Source organism: Streptomyces cucumeris, from assembly GCF_024295805.1.
Classification (GTDB): Bacteria; Actinomycetota; Actinomycetes; order Streptomycetales; family Streptomycetaceae; genus Streptomyces; species Streptomyces cucumeris.
The window spans coordinates 1-19,372 of sequence record NZ_JANCLX010000051.1; the positions used below are offsets into that span (position 1 = coordinate 1).

15 protein-coding genes and 2 pseudogenes are annotated in these 19,372 nt (G+C 73.8%); 9 read left to right on the top strand and 8 right to left on the bottom strand.

Going from position 1 to position 19,372, the window contains the following annotated elements; translation table 11 throughout:
- Positions 1-108: pseudogene (locus tag NMK44_RS39340) on the top strand (IS5/IS1182 family transposase); the annotation flags it as partial.
- Positions 109-197: 89 nt separating this feature from the next.
- Positions 198-1,736, top strand: coding sequence for an MFS transporter (locus tag NMK44_RS39345; protein WP_254752561.1), 1,539 nt, complete (start codon positions 198-200; stop codon positions 1,734-1,736).
- Between the two features lie 154 nt (positions 1,737-1,890).
- On the opposite strand, the gene NMK44_RS39350 is transcribed toward NMK44_RS39345, so the two are convergent.
- Entirely contained in the window at positions 1,891-2,496 is a 606-nt protein-coding gene (locus NMK44_RS39350; RefSeq protein WP_254752563.1) for a response regulator transcription factor, read from the bottom strand.
- On the bottom strand, positions 2,493-3,722 hold the full coding sequence (locus NMK44_RS39355; RefSeq protein WP_254752565.1) for a sensor histidine kinase: 1,230 nt from the start codon (positions 3,720-3,722) through the stop codon (positions 2,493-2,495). Before NMK44_RS39355 ends, NMK44_RS39350 begins: the two co-directional genes overlap by 4 nt.
- Positions 3,723-4,066: 344 nt before the next feature.
- Between NMK44_RS39355 and NMK44_RS39360 the strand changes: the two genes are divergently transcribed.
- The 4 genes from NMK44_RS39360 (at position 4,067) to eda (ending at position 7,737) form a co-directional block, all read left to right on the top strand.
- On the top strand, positions 4,067-4,939 hold the full coding sequence (locus tag NMK44_RS39360) for an enoyl-CoA hydratase ChsH3 (protein ID WP_254752566.1): 873 nt from the start codon (positions 4,067-4,069) through the stop codon (positions 4,937-4,939).
- Between the two features lie 25 nt (positions 4,940-4,964).
- Entirely contained in the window at positions 4,965-6,050 is a 1,086-nt protein-coding gene (locus tag NMK44_RS39365) for an alcohol dehydrogenase catalytic domain-containing protein (protein ID WP_254752567.1), read from the top strand.
- Positions 6,035-7,015 (top strand): 3-oxoacyl-ACP reductase, encoded by a 981-nt coding sequence (locus NMK44_RS39370; RefSeq protein ID WP_254752568.1) that lies wholly within the window; start codon positions 6,035-6,037, stop codon positions 7,013-7,015. Before NMK44_RS39365 ends, NMK44_RS39370 begins: the two co-directional genes overlap by 16 nt.
- A gap of 77 nt (positions 7,016-7,092) precedes the next feature.
- The gene (gene eda / locus NMK44_RS39375) at positions 7,093-7,737 is read left to right on the top strand and encodes a bifunctional 4-hydroxy-2-oxoglutarate aldolase/2-dehydro-3-deoxy-phosphogluconate aldolase (RefSeq protein WP_254752569.1); all 645 of its coding nucleotides are present in this window, start codon (positions 7,093-7,095) and stop codon (positions 7,735-7,737) included.
- A gap of 22 nt (positions 7,738-7,759) precedes the next feature.
- Here eda and NMK44_RS39380 read toward each other — a convergent pair whose 3' ends face one another.
- From NMK44_RS39380 to NMK44_RS39390, 3 genes are read right to left on the bottom strand one after another with little or no spacing between them, the layout of a single operon-like run.
- Positions 7,760-8,941 (bottom strand): bifunctional RNase H/acid phosphatase, encoded by a 1,182-nt coding sequence (locus NMK44_RS39380; protein WP_254752570.1) that lies wholly within the window; start codon positions 8,939-8,941, stop codon positions 7,760-7,762.
- A gap of 4 nt (positions 8,942-8,945) precedes the next feature.
- A complete protein-coding gene (locus tag NMK44_RS42555) occupies positions 8,946-9,689 on the bottom strand; it encodes a zinc ribbon domain-containing protein (RefSeq protein WP_308358791.1) in 744 nt (247 codons plus the stop codon).
- Positions 9,690-9,734: 45 nt separating this feature from the next.
- A complete protein-coding gene (locus NMK44_RS39390) occupies positions 9,735-10,586 on the bottom strand; it encodes a Nif3-like dinuclear metal center hexameric protein (protein WP_254752572.1) in 852 nt (283 codons plus the stop codon).
- A gap of 275 nt (positions 10,587-10,861) precedes the next feature.
- Between NMK44_RS39390 and NMK44_RS42560 the strand changes: the two genes are divergently transcribed.
- Together NMK44_RS42560 and NMK44_RS39400 are read left to right on the top strand one after the other, a co-directional pair.
- Positions 10,862-13,420 (top strand): hypothetical protein, encoded by a 2,559-nt coding sequence (locus NMK44_RS42560; RefSeq protein ID WP_308358789.1) that lies wholly within the window; start codon positions 10,862-10,864, stop codon positions 13,418-13,420.
- Between the two features lie 139 nt (positions 13,421-13,559).
- Positions 13,560-13,727: a hypothetical protein gene (locus tag NMK44_RS39400; RefSeq protein ID WP_254752573.1), complete on the top strand. Its 168-nt coding sequence runs from the start codon at positions 13,560-13,562 to the stop codon at positions 13,725-13,727.
- A gap of 81 nt (positions 13,728-13,808) precedes the next feature.
- On the opposite strand, the gene NMK44_RS39405 is transcribed toward NMK44_RS39400, so the two are convergent.
- Entirely contained in the window at positions 13,809-15,317 is a 1,509-nt protein-coding gene (locus NMK44_RS39405) for an alkaline phosphatase family protein (RefSeq protein WP_254752574.1), read from the bottom strand.
- Positions 15,318-15,615: 298 nt separating this feature from the next.
- Here NMK44_RS39405 and NMK44_RS39410 point away from each other — a divergent pair, with 298 nt between their 5' ends.
- Entirely contained in the window at positions 15,616-16,761 is a 1,146-nt protein-coding gene (locus NMK44_RS39410; RefSeq protein WP_254752575.1) for an erythromycin esterase family protein, read from the top strand.
- Between the two features lie 31 nt (positions 16,762-16,792).
- Here the strand turns inward: NMK44_RS39410 and yaaA are convergent, their stop codons facing one another.
- Entirely contained in the window at positions 16,793-17,596 is an 804-nt protein-coding gene (gene yaaA / locus NMK44_RS39415) for a peroxide stress protein YaaA (protein ID WP_374215409.1), read from the bottom strand.
- 92 nt (positions 17,597-17,688) lie between these two features.
- Positions 17,689-19,359 (bottom strand): annotated as a pseudogene (locus NMK44_RS39420) (glycoside hydrolase family 13 protein); the annotation flags it as partial.
- Between the last annotated feature and the right edge of the window lie 13 nt (positions 19,360-19,372).

Genomic DNA, 19,372 nt, shown 5'->3' on the forward strand with positions numbered 1-19,372 from the left:
AACCGCCTCAAGCAGTGGCGCGGCCTCGCCACGCGCTACGACAAGACCGCAACCGTCTACCAGGCCGCACTCCACCTCGCGGCCATCCACATCTGGGCCGCGAGGTGATCCGTAAGAAACGGCCTAGGACCCACCGGGGTCCGGATGCTCCGAAATGACGATGCGGGGTCCATGGCCGGACTGACAGCATCAGGGGCATGGGCGCTCACACTCCTTACCCGGCATCGTCGGACGCCGAAACCGCGACAACCAACCCTCCTGTCACGACCTCCGCCACGTCCGCCTCCGGCGCCCGGTCCGCGCCGCCGGTCTGGGCGGTGCTGCTCGCCGCCTGCGCCGGGCAGTTCCTCGTGGTGCTCGACGTCTCCGTGGTCAACATGGCGCTGCCGTCGATGAGTTCGTCCCTGGCGCTCACCGAGACCGGTCTGCAGTGGGTCGTCAACGCCTATGTGCTCACCTTCGCGGGCTTCCTGCTGCTCGGCGGGCGCGCGGCGGATCTCTTCGGCCGTAAGCGGGTGTTCCTGCTGGGTCTTGGGCTGTTCACCGTCGCCAGCCTGGCGGGCGGTCTGGCGCAGGAGCCGTGGCAGCTGATCGCGGCCCGTGCCGTCCAGGGCGTGGGCGCCGCGGTGGTCTCCCCGGCCACGCTCACCATCCTCACCACCACCTTCCCGCACGGCTCGGCCCGCACCCGGGCCATCGGCACCTGGACGGCGGTCGGCGCGGGCGGGGGAGCGGCGGGCGCGCTGGTCGGCGGACTGCTCACCGAGTACCTGTCCTGGCGCTGGGTGCTGCTGGTCAATGTGCCGGTCGGCGCGCTGGTCCTGGTGGCCGCCACGGTGTGGCTCACCGAGAGCCGGTCCGGTGCCGCGCGCCGGCTCGACATCCCCGGGGCGGTGCTGGTCACATCGGGGCTCGCGGCCCTCGCGTACGGCATCGTCCAGACCGAGTCGCACGGCTGGGGTGCCGCCGCCTCGCTGGTCCCGATGCTGGCCGGTCTCGTGCTGCTCGGTGTCTTCCTGGCCGTGGAGGCCCGCACGCGGGAGCCGTTGATGCCGCTGCGGCTGTTCCGGGTCCGGGCGGTGACGGCGGCGAACGCGGTGATGACGGTGTTCGGCGCCGGGATGTTCGCCATGTGGTACTTCATGTCGCTCTATCTGCAGAACGTGCTGCACTACAGCCCGGTCAAGGCCGGTCTGGCCTTCCTCCCGCACACCCTCTCCATCGTCCTCGGTTCGAAGCTGGCGCCCCGGCTGATGGCGCGGTTCGACGGGAAGACGCTGGCGCTGGTCGGCGGCGTCCTCGCGGTGACCGGATTCGGCTGGCAGAGCCGGATGGACGCCGACGGTACCTTCCTCGGCACGGTCCTGGGCCCGGCCGTGGTGATGTCGCTCGGCTCGGGGCTGCTGATGACCCCGCTGGCCGCCGCGGCCACCTCCGGGGCGACCGCGTCTGACGCCGGACTGGTGTCGGGCCTGGTCAACACCTCCCGGCAGATGGGCGGCGCCCTCGGCCTGAGCGTGCTGGCGACGGTGGCGGCCGAGCGGATCTCCTCCGTACGCGGCGACGGAGGCACCGCGGAGCGGGCGCTCGCGGCGGGCTACGCCCAGGCGTTCACCGTGGCCACCGGGATCATCGGGGCGGCCGTGGTGCTGATGGCGGTGGCCCTGCCCCGCACCCCGGCGGTCCCGGTGGGCCCAGTGGGCCCGGGCGGCGGGGGCGCGGACCGCGCGGCCTAGGGGCCATCTGCGAAGGGGGTGTCCGGCCGCGACCGGCGTCTGGTGCACGGGACACCTCCCGGCGGTAGCCGGGGGCAGCGTGCCAGGCGCGCCGGGAGCAGGGCGGCCCCCTTGAGGGCGAGCCCCGACCGGCGGTCCTCCGCCGTCGGCCGCGCTACAGCCAGCCGTTCTGGCGGGCCGCCCGGACCGCCTCCATCCGGTTGCGGGTCCGGGTCTTGCCGATTGCCGAGGAGAGGTAATTGCGCACGGTGGCCGGGGACAGATGCACCCGGTCCGCGATATCGGCCACCGTGGCACCGTCCACCGCCGCCGCCAGCACATCGCGTTCGCGCTGGGTGAGCGGATTGGGCCCGGCGCTCAGCGCCGCGGCGGCCAGGCCCGGGTCGATGACGCGTTCACCCGCCAGCACCCGGCGCACGGCCACCGCCAGTTCCTCCACCGGACCGTCCTTGACCAGGAATCCGGCCGCCCCCGCCTCCATCGCCCGGCGCAGATAGCCGGGACGGCCGAAGGTGGTGAGGATCAGCACCTGGCACGCGGGCAGCGCCTCGCGCAGCGCGGCGGCGGCGTCCAGGCCGCTGCGGCCGGGGAGTTCGATGTCCAGCAGCGCCACATCGGGCCGGGTCTCCAGGGCCCGGGGCACGATCTCGTCACCGTCGCCGACCTGCGCGACGATCTCGAAGTCCGCCTCGAGTCCGAGCAGCAGGGCCAGTGCGCCGCGCATCATCCCCTGGTCCTCGGCGAGCAGTAGCTTGATCATGTCGTTCGGGCCCCCTCGGCCGTGCGGTCCATTTGCTCATGCGCAGTCCCCGCGGGTCCGTCGCCCGCGCCGTCCACCGTCTCGTCCACCGGCAGTTCGGCGGCGAGCCGGAAGCCGCGGCGGCCGTCGGGCCCGGCGGCCAGCGCCCCGCCCGCCGCCGACAGCCGCTCGGCCAGCCCCTTCAGACCGGTGCCACCGCCCACCCCGGCGGCCGGGGCCGCCGGGGTGCGCGCACCGGACGTACCGGAGCCCGCACCGCGTCCATCGTCGGTGATCTCCAGCCGTACCCGGTCGGTACCGCCCCGGATGTCGATCGCGCACCGCCGTGCCCCGCTGTGCCGGACCACATTGGTGACGCCCTCGCGGACCACCCACCCCAGGAGTGCCTCGGTCTGCGGCGGCAGCGGCGGTCCGGACCGGCGCAGATCCGCCTCGATCCCGGAGGCGTCCAGCAGCGAGGCGGCCCGCTCCAGTTCGGTGGCCAGGCCGCCCTCGCGATAGCCGGTGACGGCCTCGCGGATCTCGGTGAGCGCCTGCCGTCCCACCGCCTCGATGTCCGCGGCCTGGCCGAGCGCGGCTGTCAGGTCGTGCGGGGCGAGCCGCCGCACCGCCTCCGCCTTGACCACCACCACCGACATGGTGTGGCCGAGCAGATCGTGCAGATCGCGGGAGAAGCGCAGCCGCTCCTCCTCCACCGCCGCGCGGGCCAGTTCCAGACGGGTGGCGCGGAGCTGGGCCACCGCCTCGAACAGCGACAGGATGGCGGCCGTCACCAGCCCGGAGAGCACGGTTCCGTACGCCACCGTCAGCGGGTCCGAGGAACCGCCGCGCAAGGCCGCAATCACCGCGGCCGATCCGGCGAAGACCAGGATGAACGGCCCCAGCCGCCGCCCCCGGAGCACGATGCCGGTGGCCAGCGACAGCAGCGGGAAACACAGCAGCCAGTCCTTGGCGTAGCCCACGGCCAGCGCGTAGGTGACCACCGCCAGTCCGGCGAGCGCGGCCCGCGGAACCCAGGTGTGGCGGTGCCGTTCGTCCAGACCGGTGAGCACGGCGGTGATGTAGAGCGCCGTGAAGGCCACCGTCCCGAGCCCGCCCAGCCAGGGCGCCGGTGTCCGGCCCCGGACGAGCTCGTGCACATTCCCGCTGAGCATGAACAGCCAGGGCAGGAAGGCATAGCGGCGGGGAGGTTTGAGCCGCTCGATCTCCGCGGTGGTGGCGTCCATGGACCGCACCCTATGCACACCGCCATGACCTGGGCAGATGCAGATGTGGGCGGACGGCCATGACATATGTCCCGAGCAAAGCTGACGAAGTGTCAGCACTCTTCCCAGTGCCGGGGGATTGGGCTATACATGGGTGCCATCGGCTAGAACGCGTTCTCGTTCTCGTCCGCGCGGACCGCCTCCGGCGGCCGGACGTGCGGCCGGACGTACGCGGCGCGGACCTGCCGACCAGAAGCGACCCCGGCACGGCCGACGGTGCGGACGGGCGGGCCGGGGTCTTCACACGGTGGGGACGACTCCCGCCGTGTTGCCGTGGCCGAGGAACCGAGGAGTGCTGTCGCCCTATGCCCATCGATGCCGCCAAGGCCGTCTCGGCCGAGCCCCGGACCACGGCGCTCAGCTGGGGTCACAAGGACATCCAGCTCTACCACCTCGGGATCGGGGCCGGAACCCCGGCCACCGACCCCGATGAGCTCCGCTACACCCTGGAGAGCAGACTCCATGTCCTCCCCAGCTTCGCCACCGTGGCGGGCGGCGGGATGGCCCTCGCGGGCGGGATGGGCGCGCCCGGGATCGATGTGGACCTCGCCGCCGTCCTGCACGGCGGACAGTCCGTCACACTGCACCGGCCCATCCCGGTGGACGGCCGGGCCACCCAGACGTCGAAGGTGGCCGCGGTGTACGACAAGGGGAAGGCCGCGGTGATCGTGCTGCGGACCGAGGCCACCGACGACGACGGCCCGCTGTGGACCTGTGACACCCGGATCTACGTCCGCGGCGAGGGCGGGTTCGGCGGTGAACGCGGGCCGTCCGACCGGGTGGAGCCGCCGGCCCGCGAACCCGACCACACCGTGGAGCGGGCCATCCGCGACGACCAGGCGCTGCTGTACCGGCTGTCCGGCGACTGGAACCCGCTGCACGCCGACCCCGACTTCGCCAAGGGCGCCGGGTTCGACCGGCCCATCCTGCACGGGCTGTGCTCGTACGGGATGGTGCTGAAGGCGGTCGTGGACACCGCGCTGGACGGCGAGGTGGCCCGCGTCCGCTCGTATGCCACCCGGTTCGCCGGAGTGGTCTTCCCCGGCGAGACCCTGTGCGTCCGGATGTGGCGCGAGACCGCCGACGGCGGCGGTCCCGGCCGTATCCATGTGACGGCCACGGCCGTCGAACGGGACGGCGCACCCGTCCTCACCGACACCACCGTCGAGCACGTCTGACCCATGTGACCCACGAGGAGGCACCGTGCGCGCGGCCGTACTGCACGAGACGGGGCAGGAGAAGCTGGAAGTCCTCGATGACATCGAGGCGGTGGGGTTCGGTCCCGGTACGGTCCGGCTGCGCGTCAGGGCCACCGGACTGTGCCACTCCGACCTCTCCGCGATGAGCGGCGTCCTGCCGCAGCCCGCGCCCTTCGTCCCCGGACACGAGGGCGCGGGGGAGATCCTGGAGGTCGGCGAGGGTGTGACCGGGCTGAGCGCGGGCGACCGGGTGCTGGTGTGCTGGCTGCCCGCCTGCGGCGGCTGTCCGTCCTGCCGCCGCGGCCAGCCGCATCTGTGCCTGGCCGGGTTCATGAACGCCGGAACGCCCAACTACCGCCGCCCCGGCGGCAGTCCGCCGGAGGTGTTCGGCTTCGCGGGCACCGGCACCTTCGCCGAGGAGGTCGTCCTGCCCGCGCCCTGCGCGGTGCCGATCCCCGACGACGTTCCCTATGACATCGCGGCCCTCATCGGCTGCGGCGTCACCACCGGGCTCGGCGCGGTGTTCACCACCGCGCGGGTCGAGGCCGGGGCGTCGGTCGCCGTCATCGGCTGCGGCGGTGTCGGCATCAGCGTCATCCAGGGGGCCAGGGCGGCGGGCGCGGCCCGGATCGTGGCCGTCGACCCGGTCGAGGCGCGGCGCGAGGCGGCCCTGCGGTTCGGCGCCACCGAGGCGGTTCCGCCGGACGGTCTGGCCGACGCCAAGAACCGCGTCACCGCGGGCGAGGGCTTCGACTACGTCTTCGAGGTGGTCGGCCGCTCCGCCACCGCCCGTACCGCCTACGACACCACCCGGCGCGGCGGCACCCTGTGCGTCGTCGGCGCGGGCGCCGGCGACGATCTGCTGAACCTCAACATGTTCGAGCTGTTCTTCGACGAGAAGCGGATCCTGCCCTCGCTCTACGGCGGCGGTGATGTGCTGCGCTCCTACGAACGCACCATCGCGCTGTGGCGGGCGGGCCGGATCGACCTCGAAGGGCTGATCACCCACCGGGTGCGGCTGACCGAGATCAATGACGCGCTCGACCAGATGCGGACCGGGGAGGCGCTGCGCACATGCATCGAGATCTGAGACCGTCCGGGGACCGCCCGCTGACGGGCAAGACCGCGATCGTCACCGGCGCGGGCCGTGGTCTCGGCCGCGTCGAGGCCCTCGAACTGGCGCGCCTCGGCGCCCAAGTCGTCGTCAACGACTTCGGACAGGGCGGCCGCGACGGCTCGGGGGAGGCGTCCGCCGGACCGGCGGAGCAGGTCGCCGCGGAGATCCGCGCCTCCGGTTGCCGGGCCACCGCCCACGCCGGTGACGTGGCCGACTTCGAACAGGCCCGGGAACTGGTCCAGCTCGCCGTGGACACCTATGGCGCCCTGGACATCCTGGTCAACAACGCGGGCATCCTCCGCGACCGGATGATCTTCTCCATGTCCGAGACGGAATGGGACTCGGTCATCCGCGTCCACCTCAAGGGCCACTTCAACACCACCCGCTTCGCCGCCGCCCACTGGCGCGAACGCTCCAAGGCCACTCGCGGCGGTCCGGTGCACGGCCGGATCGTCAACACCTCCTCCGAGGCGTTCCTCGCCGGGTCCCCGGGGCAGCCCAACTACGCCGCCGCCAAGGGCGGCATCGTCGGACTGACCACCTCCACGGCGGGCGCCCTGGCCAAGTACGGCGTCACGGCCAACGTCATCTGCCCGCGCGCCCGCACCCGGATGACCGAGGACGTCTTCGCCGGCTTCGAACTCCCCGAGGACGGCCATCTCGACCCCCTCGCCCCCGAACATGTCGCCCCCCTCGTCGGCTATCTCGCCTCCCCCCGCGCCGCCAAGATCAGCGGGCAGGTGTTCGTGGTCCACGGCGGCATGGTGGCCATCCTCGAACGCCCCAAGGTGGCGGCCCGGCTCGACGCCTCGAAGGACACCTTCGGCTTCGATGAACTGGACGATGTCCTCACCCCGTACTTCGCGGGGCGCGGCGGGGAGAACTTCGCGGCGGTGGAGGTGCTGGGGCTCCGGCGCGGCCAGCCGCGCGTGCCGTAGGACACCTCCGCGGGACGCCAGTTGCACATGGTGCAACGCTCATTGCGCGGTGCGGTGGGGGTGGGCAGGATGGCGCCGTGACCAGCGCCGTGCCCACCCCCCCCGCCGTATCCCCGCTCGATCTCGCCCCGGTGCTCCCCGTCGTGGTGCTGTCGGAGGCGGCCGACGCCGTACCGCTGGCCCGCGCCCTGGTCGCGGGCGGACTGCCCGCGATCGAGGTGACCCTGCGCACTTCGGCCGCCGTGACCGCGATCCGGGCCATCGCCGAGGAGGTTCCGGAAGCGGTCGTCGGCGCCGGGACCGTGCTCACCCCGGAGCAGGTGGAGAGCTCCGTCGCGGCCGGTGCCCGCTTCCTCGTCAGCCCCGGCTGGACCGACCGGCTGCTGGACGCGATGCGCGGGTCGGGAGTGCCGTGTCTGCCCGGGGTGTCCACCGCCTCGGAGGCCGTGGCCCTGCTGGAACGCGGGGTCACGGAGATGAAGTTCTTCCCGGCGGAGGCCGCCGGGGGCCCGTCCTATCTGCGCTCACTCGCCGGACCGCTGCCCCGGGCCCGCTTCTGTCCCACCGGCGGCATCGACGCGCTGCGCGCCCCGGACTATCTGGCCCTGCCCAACGTGGCCTGTGTGGGCGGAACCTGGATGCTCCCCGCCGACGCCCTCGCGGCCCGGGACTGGCCGCGGGTGGAGGCCCTGGCCCGCGAGGCGGCGCGGCTGACGGGCTGACCGGGCTCTCGCGGCCGCGGCTCTACCGCAGATGGGCCGTGTCGTTGAGCAGCCGCAGGGAGGCGTTGCCGTCGGCGTAGTACGCCACCGCCGACAGCGAGGCCGCGGAGAGCTCCATCCGGAACAGCGAGTCCGGCGGGGCGCCCAGGGCCAGCCGGACCAGGGTCTTGATCGGCGTGACATGGGTGACCAGCAGGACGGTGCGCCCGCCGTACCGGGCGATCAACTGGTCGCGGGAAGCGGCGACCCGGCGGGCGACCGTGGCGAAGGACTCACCGCCACCGGTGGGCGCCGCCTTGGTGGAGGAGAGCCAGGCGTCGAGGTCGTCCGGGTAGCGCTCCTTGGCCTCCGCGAAGGTCAGCCCCTCCCAGGCGCCGAAGTCCGTCTCGCGCAGCCCCTCCTCGATCCGGACCTCCAGGCCCAGCCGTGCGGCGACCGCCCCGGCGGTCTCCCGGCAGCGCCGCAGCGGGGAGCTGACGATCGCCTGGACGGTGCCGCGCGCGGCGAGGGCCGAGGCGACCAGCTCGGCCTGGCGGCGGCCGACCGGCGAGAGTTCGGGGTCGGTGCCGCCGCTGCCGGAGAACCGCTTCTCGGGGGTGAGCGCGGTCTCCCCGTGCCGCAGCAGGACGAAGGTGGCGGGAGTGCCGAGGTCCGCGGCGCCCCAGCCCCGCGCCGGGGACTTCGCCTCGGTGGCGGGCTCGGCGATCGCGTCGTCGGCAGAGGCAGAGGCAGAGGCAGAGGCAGAGGCGGGGGCGCGGGCCTCCGCCGGAGCCCCGGGGCTCCACCGCTCGCCCCGCTGCCCCGCGTCCATCGCCTCGTTGGCCAGCCGGTCCGCGTGCTTGTTCCGCTCGCGCGGGATCCACTCGTACGTCACCTGGCCGGACGGGAAGACCGAGGCGGCCTCGGCGGCGAGCGGACGCATATCGGGGTGCTTGATCTTCCAGCGCCCCGACATCTGCTCGACGACCAGCTTGGAGTCCATCCGGACCTGGACCCGGGCCTCCGGGTCCAGGGCGTGCGCCGCCCGCAGCCCGGCGATCAGCCCCTTGTACTCGGCCACGTTGTTGGTGGCGGTGCCGATGTACTCGGCCGCCTCGGCCAGGGGTTCACCCGTCCCGGGGTCCAGCACGACCGCGCCGTAACCGGCCGGACCCGGGTTGCCCCGGGACCCGCCGTCCGCCTCGACGATGACGCGACGCGTCATCCTCCTACAGCCCCGACTCGGGCGTACGCACCAGGATCCGGCGGCAGTTCTCGCAGCGCACGACCGTGTCGGCCGCCGCCGCGCGCACCTCGTTCAGCTCGGTGATGGCCAGCTCCTGGCGGCAGCCGTCGCAGCGCCGCTGGTAGAGCCGGGCCGCGCCGACCCCGCCCTGCTGTCCGCGCAGCTTGTCGTAGAGGGCCAGGAGATCGGCCGGGATGGTGCCGGCGATGACCTCACGCTCCTTGGTGACCGAGGCGGTCTCGGCGTCGAGCTCCCCGTCCGCGGCGTCCCGGCGCGAGGTGGCGTCGGCGATCTTGGACTGGAGGGACTCCACCCGGCCGGTCAGCTCGGTGATCCGCTCCTGCGCCGACTCCCGGCGCTCCATGACCTCGAGCACCACGTCCTCCAGGTCGCCCTGGCGCTTGGCCAGCGAGGCGATCTCGTGCTGGAGGTTCTCCAGGTCCTTGGGGGAGGTGACGGCCCCGGAGTCCAGCCGCTGCTGGTCGCGGGCGGCGCGCTGACGCACCTGGTCCACGTCCTGCTCCGCCTTGGTCTGCTCGCGGGCGGTGTCGCTCTCCTCGGTCTGGGCGGCGACGAGGAGATCGCGGAGCTGGGTGTGGTCGGCGTTCAGGGCGTCCAGCTCGGCGTGCTCGGGCAGCGTCCTGCGCTTGTGCGCGAGCTGCGAGAGCCGGACGTCGAGGGCCTGGACGTCCAGCAGGCGGATCTGGTCGGCGGGCGCGGCGTTCAGCGTGGGGCTCCAGGGGTGTTGAGGGGCGGGAAGGCTCGGGCGTACTCAGAGGGAGGCGGCGTGGGCCGGGGCATGCGCCTGGGCGTGGGCCGTCCAGGGATCGGTGACCGTACGGGAGACATGGGTGCGCAGACCCCAGCCGTTCCGGTCGGAGATCTCGTCGAGCTGGGCGGCGGCCTGCTCGGTCCACGGCCACTCGGTGGCCCAGTGCGCGGCGTCCACCAGGGCGAGATCGCTGTGCTCACGCGCCTCCGAGGACGGATGGTGGCGCAGGTCCGCGGTGAGGTACGCGTCCACGCCCGCCGCCCGCACCTCCGCGAAGAGGCTGTCGCCGGAACCGCCGCAGACCGCGACCGTACGGAGGACGCGGTCCGGGTCGCCCGCGGCGCGGATCCCCTGGGCGGTGGCGGGCAGTGCCTCGGCGGCGCGCTCGGCGAACTCGCGCAGCGTCTGGGGACGGTCCAGTTCGCAGACGCGGCCGAGACCGCGGCGGCCCGCCGGGTCGGCAGGATCGGGCACCAGCGGACCGGTGATCCGCAGCCCGAGCGCACTGGCGAGGGCGTCGGAGACTCCGGGGTCGGCCCGGTCGGCGTTGGTGTGCGCGACGTGCAGCGCGATGTCGTTCTTGATCAGCGTGTGCACCACCCGGCCCTTGAAGGTGGAGGCGGCGACCGTGGTCGTGCCCCGCAGATAGAGCGGATGGTGGGTGATCAGCAGATCGGCGCCGAGCCGGACCGCCTCGTCGGCGACCTCCTGGACGGGGTCCACGGCGAACAGCACACGGCTGACCTCGGCGTCCGGGTCTCCGCACACCGTGCCGACGGCGTCCCACTGCTCCGCCCGCTCGGGCGGCCAGAGTGCGTCGAGGGCGGCGAGGACGTCGTTGAGTGCGGGCACGGGGCAAGGCTACCTCCCGGATCACGGGTAAGCCCTGCCCCCGCCTTCACTCACCGCGACCACCGGACGGGCGCGGGGAGCGGGGCTCACGGCAGTGGCCGCGGCGGCGTCGCGACGGCCCCGGGCGCAACATGGCGCGCCGGTGCTTACAGCACATTCACCCGCGACGTCTCAGGCGAATCGGGCAATCGCCACACGTACGGGTGGAGCAGGACCCTTTCAGCGGGTTTCGGGGGGAGCGAAAACTACGTTCAGTGGCCGGAGGTGACTGATCTATGACTGCCTGTGCTTTCGACGCCGCCGTCGCCGTCGGTGTCAGCACCCGGCGGCGCGAGGGGTCCGCCCGGGGGTCCGCCCCGGACGGTGCGGCCCGCGAGAGGTTCACCGTCGCCGCCGACGGCTCGTACGGCGCACGGCTCGCGTTCCAGCCGGAGACGCGGTGCTGGTACCCGGAGCGCTGGACGCTGGACGGACCCGAGCCGTACGCCGTGCCGCTGCCCGGCGCCCAGCCCGAGGAGCCGGACAGCGAGCTGCTGCCGCTCGCCGACGGTCAGGTGCTGATCCACCGTCGGGTGGCCGGGCACCACGCCTTCTCCCTGCTCTACCCGGCGGGTCCGGGCACCGGCGAACGGCTGCTGGGCGCCCTCGACCGCGCCGATGTCTCCCTGCTGCCCCCGGCTCCCGGCGGTCTGTCGGTCTTCGCCCTGGCGCGCGGAGAGCACTCCACCTCCGTGTGGCTGGTGCACGGCGGTCTCGTCCCCCAGCACCTCGCCGAGGTCCCCGGCCGCTGTACGGGCGGCAGTTGGCTGGACCGTACGGGGCGGCTGCTCGCCCTCGACCGCGAACTCGACGGCCGGACGAAGACCGTCGTGGTCGATCTGGGCCGCGGCGGCGAGACCAGCCCGCTGCTCCAGATCACCGAGCGCAGCAACGACCGGCTGCTGCTCGCCGACCCGGACAGCGGTCTGCTGCTGGTGCGGTCCGACGCCCCCGGGGACGAGCGGCTGGGCTGGGGCGTGCTGGGCAGCGCCCGTCCGGTCCGTTTCCCCGACTGTCTGCGCCCCGCGGCGCGGTCGGAGGCCACCCCCTTCGCGGTCCAGCCGGGTCAGGTCCTCACCCCCGAGAGCTGCGCGGTCGCCTTCCGTATCGACGGTCCGGCCGGTCGCCCCTGGGTCGGCGTATGGCGCCCGGCCGAGCGCCGGTTGCGCCAGTTCTCCGCCCCGGAGGGCTGGCTCCCGGGCGCGGGCCTGATGGCCCGGGACGGCGCCCTGCTGCTGCCGTACACCACACGGCAGGTCGCGTGCGGGGTCGCGCGGGTGTGGCTCCCCGACCTGGAGGGCGGCGCGGGGCTCCCGGGCGCGGACACGCTGGGCGGGCTCGATCTGACGGGCGCGGCGGGCGAACCGCCCCGCGCCGCCGGACCGCCGCGCCCGCTGCCGCGGCGTACGGCCGAGCTCCCCCGCACCGGCGAGATCCACCGCGTCTCCGACCCCCGCCGCCGGCTCCAACTGCCGCCCCCGCCACCCGCTCCCGCCGCCGAGCGCCCGATGGAGGCCCCCGACACCGGTGAGTCTCCCCGCGCGACGGAGACGCCCCGCGTGGCGGCGATGCCACGTGAGGGGGAGGGCCGCTCGGTGGGGCAGGCGCCCGGGGTCGGTGAAAACCTCCGCCGGGGCGAGGCGCCCGGTGGGGCGGAGGCGCCCCGTACTGGTGAGCCCTTCCGTGGGGACGCGACCTCCGTTCCCGGGAAGCCGGGACGCACCGCGGAGTTGATGCCTCCGGGGGCGATGCCGGCTCCGGCGCCGGTGGCGCGCGCCGGTGAGCTGCCTCGCGCGATCGAGGCGCCCCGTACGGGGCAGACATCCCGCCCGGCCGAGGCGACGCCCCGCGTGGCGGAGTCGCCGCGCGCGGGGGAGGCCCGCCATGCCGGGCAGGTGCCCGGTGCCGGTGGATTCGCGCGTCCCGGGGAGCCGGGGCGCACCGCGGAGTTGACGCATCCCGGGGCGATGCCGGACGCGGTGGGGATGCCGCAGACGGGCGGGACACCCCGTGCGGCGGAGCTGCCCCGCACGGCAGGGGCCCACCGCGCGGGCGAGCCGTCCCCCACCGGGGTGGCGCCGGGCGCGGCGGAGTTGCCGCGCACCGGAGGGGTACCGGGTGTGGTGGCGGCGGAGCCGCCTCGCCCGGGGGAAGCGCCGCGCGCCGCCGAGACCCACCGCGCGGGCCGAGCGCCCGGTGCCGGAGAGGTTCCGCGTCCCGCGGAGGAGGGCCGTGCGGGGCACGCCTCCGCGGTGTCGCCCCGGACCGGGGAGATCCGCCGTATCGCGGAGTTGCGGCGTACGGCGGGGGTGGCCCGCGCCGGGGAGCCGTCGCCCGCCGCCGTGCTGCCGGGCGTCGGGGCGGCGTCGCCCGCGGCCGTGATCCCCCGTGTCGGGGAGGTCCGCACCGCCGTGCTTCCCCGCGTCGCGGAGGCGCGCCCCGCGGGTGGGCTCGCGGTGGCGGCGGCCACCGCCGCGCCCGGTGCCGCGCGGGTGGTGCGACGGGTGGTGGGGCGTGGGGTGGAGCCCGCGGTCACCGGGCTCGCGGCGATCCCGGAGCCCGCGCGGATCACCCCGTGGACCAGGGTCAAGGGTGAGGACCGGGCGGTGGTGTCCGGGGTCGAGCCCTGGGGCGGGACCGGGTCCTGGGCCGGGGTGGAGCAGACCGGTCCGGAGCCCGATCCGGGGTCCGACACGCTCGACATGCAGCGCCCCGTACCGTTGCAGCAGGCCCCGCTCGCGCGCCCGCTCCAGCCCCGTCCACCCCGGTGGGTCAGAGATCAGCACCCTGGTTAGAATCTGGCGGGGGCTGCGCAGCCATGCGTTCCGTGCACCCGCGGGGCGTTTCGGGTGGCGTACACGGTGATGTCGTGACCAGCGTCGCTTCCCGCCTCCCCCGCACAGTACGGAGCGATTTGACGGGGTGACTACCCACATGTCCGAAACCCAGATCGACACGGCCCAGGCGCGTCCGCGCGAGGCGGCCGCGAACCAGGCCGATGCCGGAAGTCAGGGCAGGCACCGGGGACAGCAGGCCACGTCGGAGGAGGCGCAGGCGCCGGTTCACGGCCGTCACCGCCGGCCGGAGGAGAGCGCCTCGTAACACCCGGGCAGAGCTGAGACCGCCGGACGGGCCGGGGACATCCCAGCCCGTCCGGCGTCCCGCTTCCGGGGCCGGGCGGGGTCAGCCCGTCACGGTCACCTGATCGACCGTCCAGAAGGCACTGTTGGTGCCGGTGTAGCGGAAGTACAGCCGGGCGGAGGTGGCACCGGCCGGTACCGCCACCGAGAGCTTCTCGACGGTGTTGAGGTGGGAGCGGTAGGACTTCAGCAGCGTCCGCGCCCCGCCGTCGAACGCGATGTACACATCGCCGGTCTGCGGACCGTCCACCCGGTAGTCCGTGGCGTAGGAGACCATCGCCGCCCGGCCGCCCGTCACCGGGAACGCGGGGCTGTTGAGGGTGGAGTCGAACGGCCCGGCGCCGTGCGCCTTGTCGTCCCACTCGTCGGAGTCGGCGACCGCGAACACATCACGGGCCCGTACGTTGGTCTCGCGGCCCTGGCCGAGTTGGCTGTTGCTCCAGAACTCGTCGTTCGCGAAGGACCAGCCGCGCCACTCGCTCACCCCGCCGCCGGGCATGGCCGCGTTGTCGACGCTCCAGCCGGACGGGGCGGTATGCGTCCAGCCCTTGAGGTTGGCGGGCAGTCCGGTCTCGTCCACCCGGGTGCGCAGCGACGGACGCAGCGTGTCGAAGGCGTCGGGGGCGAGCGCACCGATCGCCTTGCCGTCCAGTTTCCAGGCGGGATCGGCGGGGACGCCGAGGTGGGCCAGCACGGTGGGGGCCACATCGGAGATCTTGACGTCATGGCGGACCGAACCCGGTGCGAAACCGGTGCCCTTGGCGATGACGAAGGTCTGCCGTTCGGCCGGGCTGTTGCCACCGTGGCCACCGCCCGCGGTGTGGCCGTGGTCGGCGGTGACGATGATCTGCCAGTCCTCGTCCGCGTAGGTGGCGCGTGAGGTGACGGCCCGGAGTATCCGCCCGATCCGGCCGTCGGCGGCCTCCAGGGCGTCCCGGTACTCCTGGCTCGCGGTGCCGTGGCCGTGGCCCGCGCCGTCGACCTCGTCGAGGTGGACGAAGGTGGCGTCCGCGTCGGTGGTGGCCAGCTTGTCCACCGCCTTCGCGGTGGTGTCCGCGTCGTCCGACCCGGCGATCCGGGTGTCCACGGCCGGGCCGAAGACCGTGCCGGTGATGGGTCCCCAGGTGCCGACGACGAGGGTGTTCCGCTCGGGCTTCGCGGTCTCCAGACGGGTGGCGTAGTCCGGGTAGCGGGCGAAGTCGGCGCCCAGGAAGGAGTTGTCCACCACCCTGTGCTTGTCCGGCCACACTCCGGTGGCGATGGTCGACCAGCCGGGGCCGGAGAGGGTGGGGGCCATCGGGGAGGCGTAGAGGTTGCTGGTGGCGGTCGTACCACCGGTTCTGAGGGCCGTGAGGTTCGGCATCCGCGCCGAGCCGAACGCGGCGAACGTCGCGCCGTCGACGCCGATCACCAGCGACTTGGGCCGCTTGGCGGCGGCGCCCGCGGAGTCGGATCGCGCGGAGTCGGCCCGCGCGACGGAGGTGAGCGGAAGGGCGGTGGCGGCCACCGCGGCGACCGCGACGGCTGAACGCAGAGAAGGGGACAGACGCACGAGATCTCCCAGGGGAAGTCCGGGCGGATAAAGGGAAGTTGGAGCCTGAGTCCGGTCGGCCGGTGCCCTGAGCATCCACCCGGACCGCGATCGTCCTGTGCACGAGAGCCCCCCGGGAGATGAACGGCGCACGACTTCCGGCCCAGACCCGTTACCGTACCGAGATCACGGGGTGCCGTACACCACGCGGGCCCCGCGTAACCGCGGAACCTTCCACCGGTTGAGACTTCATGGCACTGCCGGGCGGCCATCTCGCCAGAAGTCTCAACGAAGATCTTCAACGATACGATTGAGGCTCATGACCCAGGAGATCCGAGACCTCATCACCCCGTCCTGCGCCCTGCTGGCACTCGGTGAGCCGACGCACCGCGAACCGGCCTTCGGGCGGGTCCGCAATCAACTGTTCGTCCAGCTCATGGACATGGGCTTCCGGTCCATCGCCCTGGAGACCGACCGGGTGGCCGCACTCGCCGTGAACGACTTCGTCCAGGAGGGGAGCGGAAGCCTGGACGCGGTGATGCGCGAGGGCTTCTCCCACGACTTCGGTGAACTGGACGCCAACCGGGAGCTGGTCGTCCGGATGCGCGCGTACAACGAACACCGGCCGCCGGAGGAGCGCGTGTCCTTCCACGGCTTCGACGCCCCGCTGGAGAACGCCAGTGCGCCCAGCCCGCGCCGCTACCTCGAACACGCCCGCGACTACCTGGGACTCGACACCGACGTCACACAACTGGCGGGCGAGGACACACGGTGGAGCCGCACCGAGGCGGTCATGGACCCGGCCGCGTCGCCCGGCGCCACGCCCGAGGCCGAGCGGCTGCGGGCGATCGGGGAAGAGATGCTCAGCTCGCTCTCGGCGCGCGCGCCGGAGCCGGCCGCGGCGAGTCCGGCCGAGGAGTGGTCCCGCGCCAGGATCCATCTCACCGCCGCACTCGGTCTGTTGCGCTACCACCGGCAGTGCGCGCGGCCGGGCCTCGATCCGGCCACCCGGCTGTCCCGGCTGCTCGCCACCCGGGACGCGCTCATGGCCCAGAACCTCCTCGGCATCCGGGAGGCCGAGGCGTCGCGCGGCCCCACCCTGGTCTTCGCCCACAACCACCATCTCCAGCCGGGTACGGCCGCGTTGCGCGTGGCGGACATGGACCTGAGCTGGTTCGGCGCCGGTGCCATCGTGGGGGCCCTGCTGGGGGAGCGGTACGCCTTCGTCGCGGGCGGTCTGGGCCGCAGCGCGGCCCTCGGGGTCGGTGAGCCCGGACCGGACACCTACGAAGGCACCCTCCAGAGCCGCGACACGGCCTGGGCGCTGGCGGCGGCCGCCACGGTTCCGCCGTCCGCCCGCACCCGCGACGACGCCACCGATGTCATGGGGTACTACCCCCTCGACGCGCGGACCCTCGACGAGGCCGCCGGGGTCCTGCACATCAGCGACGCAGAAGCGGTGTGAGAAGAAGCGGTGCGAGAAAGCGGGGCGGGGGCTACAGCTCGGTGACGATCACATCGAGCGCCCACGGCCGCCCCGCCTTCTCCGGCTCCGCGACCTCGACCGCGTAGCCCAGCTCGCGCAGCGCCCCGACCAGCTCAGCCGGGCTCTTGGGCGCGGCACCGGCGATCAGCAGTTCGCGGACCAGCCGGCCCTTGGTCGCCTTGTTGAAGTGGCTGACCACGGACCGCTTCTCGACACCGTCCACGACGGTGGAGTGCAGCACCCGGACCGTGGCCGTACGGTCCGCCAGCTCACCCTTGGGCTTCCAGGCCGCCGCGTACGCCGACGACCGCAGGTCCAGCACCAGACCGCGCCCGGCCGCCCGCGGGATCACCTCGGCCATCGGAGTGCGGTTGCGCCAGTACGTGCCCAGCGCGCCCAGGCCCGGCAGCTTCACCCCCATCGAGCAGCGGTAGGAGGGGATACGGTCACCGATCCGCACGGCGCCCCACAGCCCGGAGAACACCAGCAGCGACCGGCCCGCCCGGCGCCGGGCATCGGTGGGCAGGGTGGCCAGGCCGAGCGCGTCGTAGAGCACCCCGGTGTAGATCTCCCCGGCGGGCCGGGTCCCGGCCTCCCGCAGCGCCGCGTTCTTGGCGACCTCGCCGCGCAGCCCTTCGCTCAGCCCCAGCGCCTCGGCCGCCTTCGCCGTATCGCCCGAGCACAGCGACACCAGCTCCTCCAGCACCTCCGCCCGTGCCCCGCCCAGCTCGGGCAGCGACAGCCCTTCCAGGTCCAGCGGCGACCGGGAGCCTCCCGTGGCCTTTCCCTCGGACGGCGGCAGCAGGACGAGCACGGTGGATCTCCTCGGAGGGTCGGTGGCGGCGCGCGGGGCGGGCCGGGCCACGACCCGCCCCCCCCCCCGCCGCCGCCGGCCCTCCGCGCCCCCAGCCAGACCGTCGTATGCGCGGGCACCTCATGGCCGTCGACCGGACCGCTGGCGAGCACCACCTCGCGGCCCGGTGGCAGCGGCACCGGGACCGCCGAGAGATTGCTGAGGCTTTCCCAGCCGGTGGAACGGCGGAAGTGCAGCACCCCCGCGCTCAGCTCCTCCACCGAGCCGATCCACGCCACCCCCTCGTCGCCGCCCAGCGAACGCCGCAGCCGCAGCGCCTCGCGGTACAGCTCCAGCGTGGAGCCCGCCACCCCGTCCTGCGCCTGGACCGACAGCTCGCCGAAGACCGGTGGCTGCGGCAGCCAGGAGCCGCCCTCGCCGAAGCCGTACGACGGGCCGGACCGGGTCCACGGCAGTGGCACCCGGCAGCCGTCACGGCCCTTGACCCGGCCGCCGCTGCGCTCCCAGGTCGGGTCCTGGAGGGCCTCGCGCGGCAGATCGGCCACCTCCGGCAGGCCCAGCTCCTCGCCCTGGTACAGATACGACGAACCCGGCAGCGCCAGCATCAGCAGCGTCGCGGCGCGGGCCCGGCGCAGCCCCAGCTCGTGGTCGGCCTCCGGCTCCCGGCCGTCGGCCAGCAGCCATGCCTCCCGGCCCGGCAGGCCCAGCTCCTCGGGCAGGGCCAGCCGGGAGGCGTGCCGGATCACATCGTGGTTGGACAGCACCCAGGTGGCCGAGGCCCCGGCCTTGCGGGCGTCGCCGAGCGCGCTGTCGATGGCGGCGTGCAGCGCGGGCGCGGACGGCGGGGTGTAGAGGAAGTCGAAGTTGAACGCCTGGCCCAGCTCGTCGGGGCCGGCGTAGGGCGCGCGGCGGGAGCTGCGCACCCATGCCTCGGCCACGGCGATCCGCGGCGGGTCGTACTCGTTCATCACCTTCCGCCACTCGCGGAAGATGCCGTGCACCTCGTCGCGGTCCCAGAGCGGATGGCTGCCGTCCTCGGGGAGTTGGTGCGGGTCGTAGCCCGGGACGTCGCCGATGTCGCGCAGCGGTTCGGCCAGGTCCTTGGCCAGGCCGTGGGCGACGTCGACACGGAACCCGGCCACCCCGCGGTCGGACCAGAAGCGCAGCGTGGTGAGGAAGTCGGCGCGCACCTCCGGATGGTCCCAGTTGAGGTCGGGCTGCTCGGGCGCGAACAGATGCAGGTACCACTGTCCGTCGGGCAGCCGGGTCCACGCCGGGCCGCCGAAGCAGGAGATCCAGTCGGTCGGCGGGAGCGCGCCGTCCGGTCCGCGTCCGTCGCGGAAGACATAGCGGTCGCGGGCGGCGGAGCCGGGGGCCGAGCGCAGCGCCTCCTGGAACCACACATGCTGGTCGGAGGTGTGGTTGGGGACGATGTCGACCATGACCTTCAGACCGAGCCGGTCCGCCTCGGCGATCATCCGGTCGAAGTCGTCCAGGGTGCCCAGACGCGGATCGACATCGCGGTAGTCGGCCACGTCGTAGCCGCCGTCGGCGAGCGCGGAGGGATAGAACGGGCTCAGCCAGACACAGTCCACACCGAGCTCGGCGAGGTACGGCAGCCGGGAGGTGACACCGGGCAGGTCACCCACGCCGTCCGCGTTCGAGTCGGCGAAGCTGCGGGGGTAGATCTGGTAGAAGACGGCCTGCCGCCACCAGTTGGGGTCCGAGGGCTGAAGGGTCACGTGGTCCTCGCGGGGAAGAATGCGGGCGGGGATG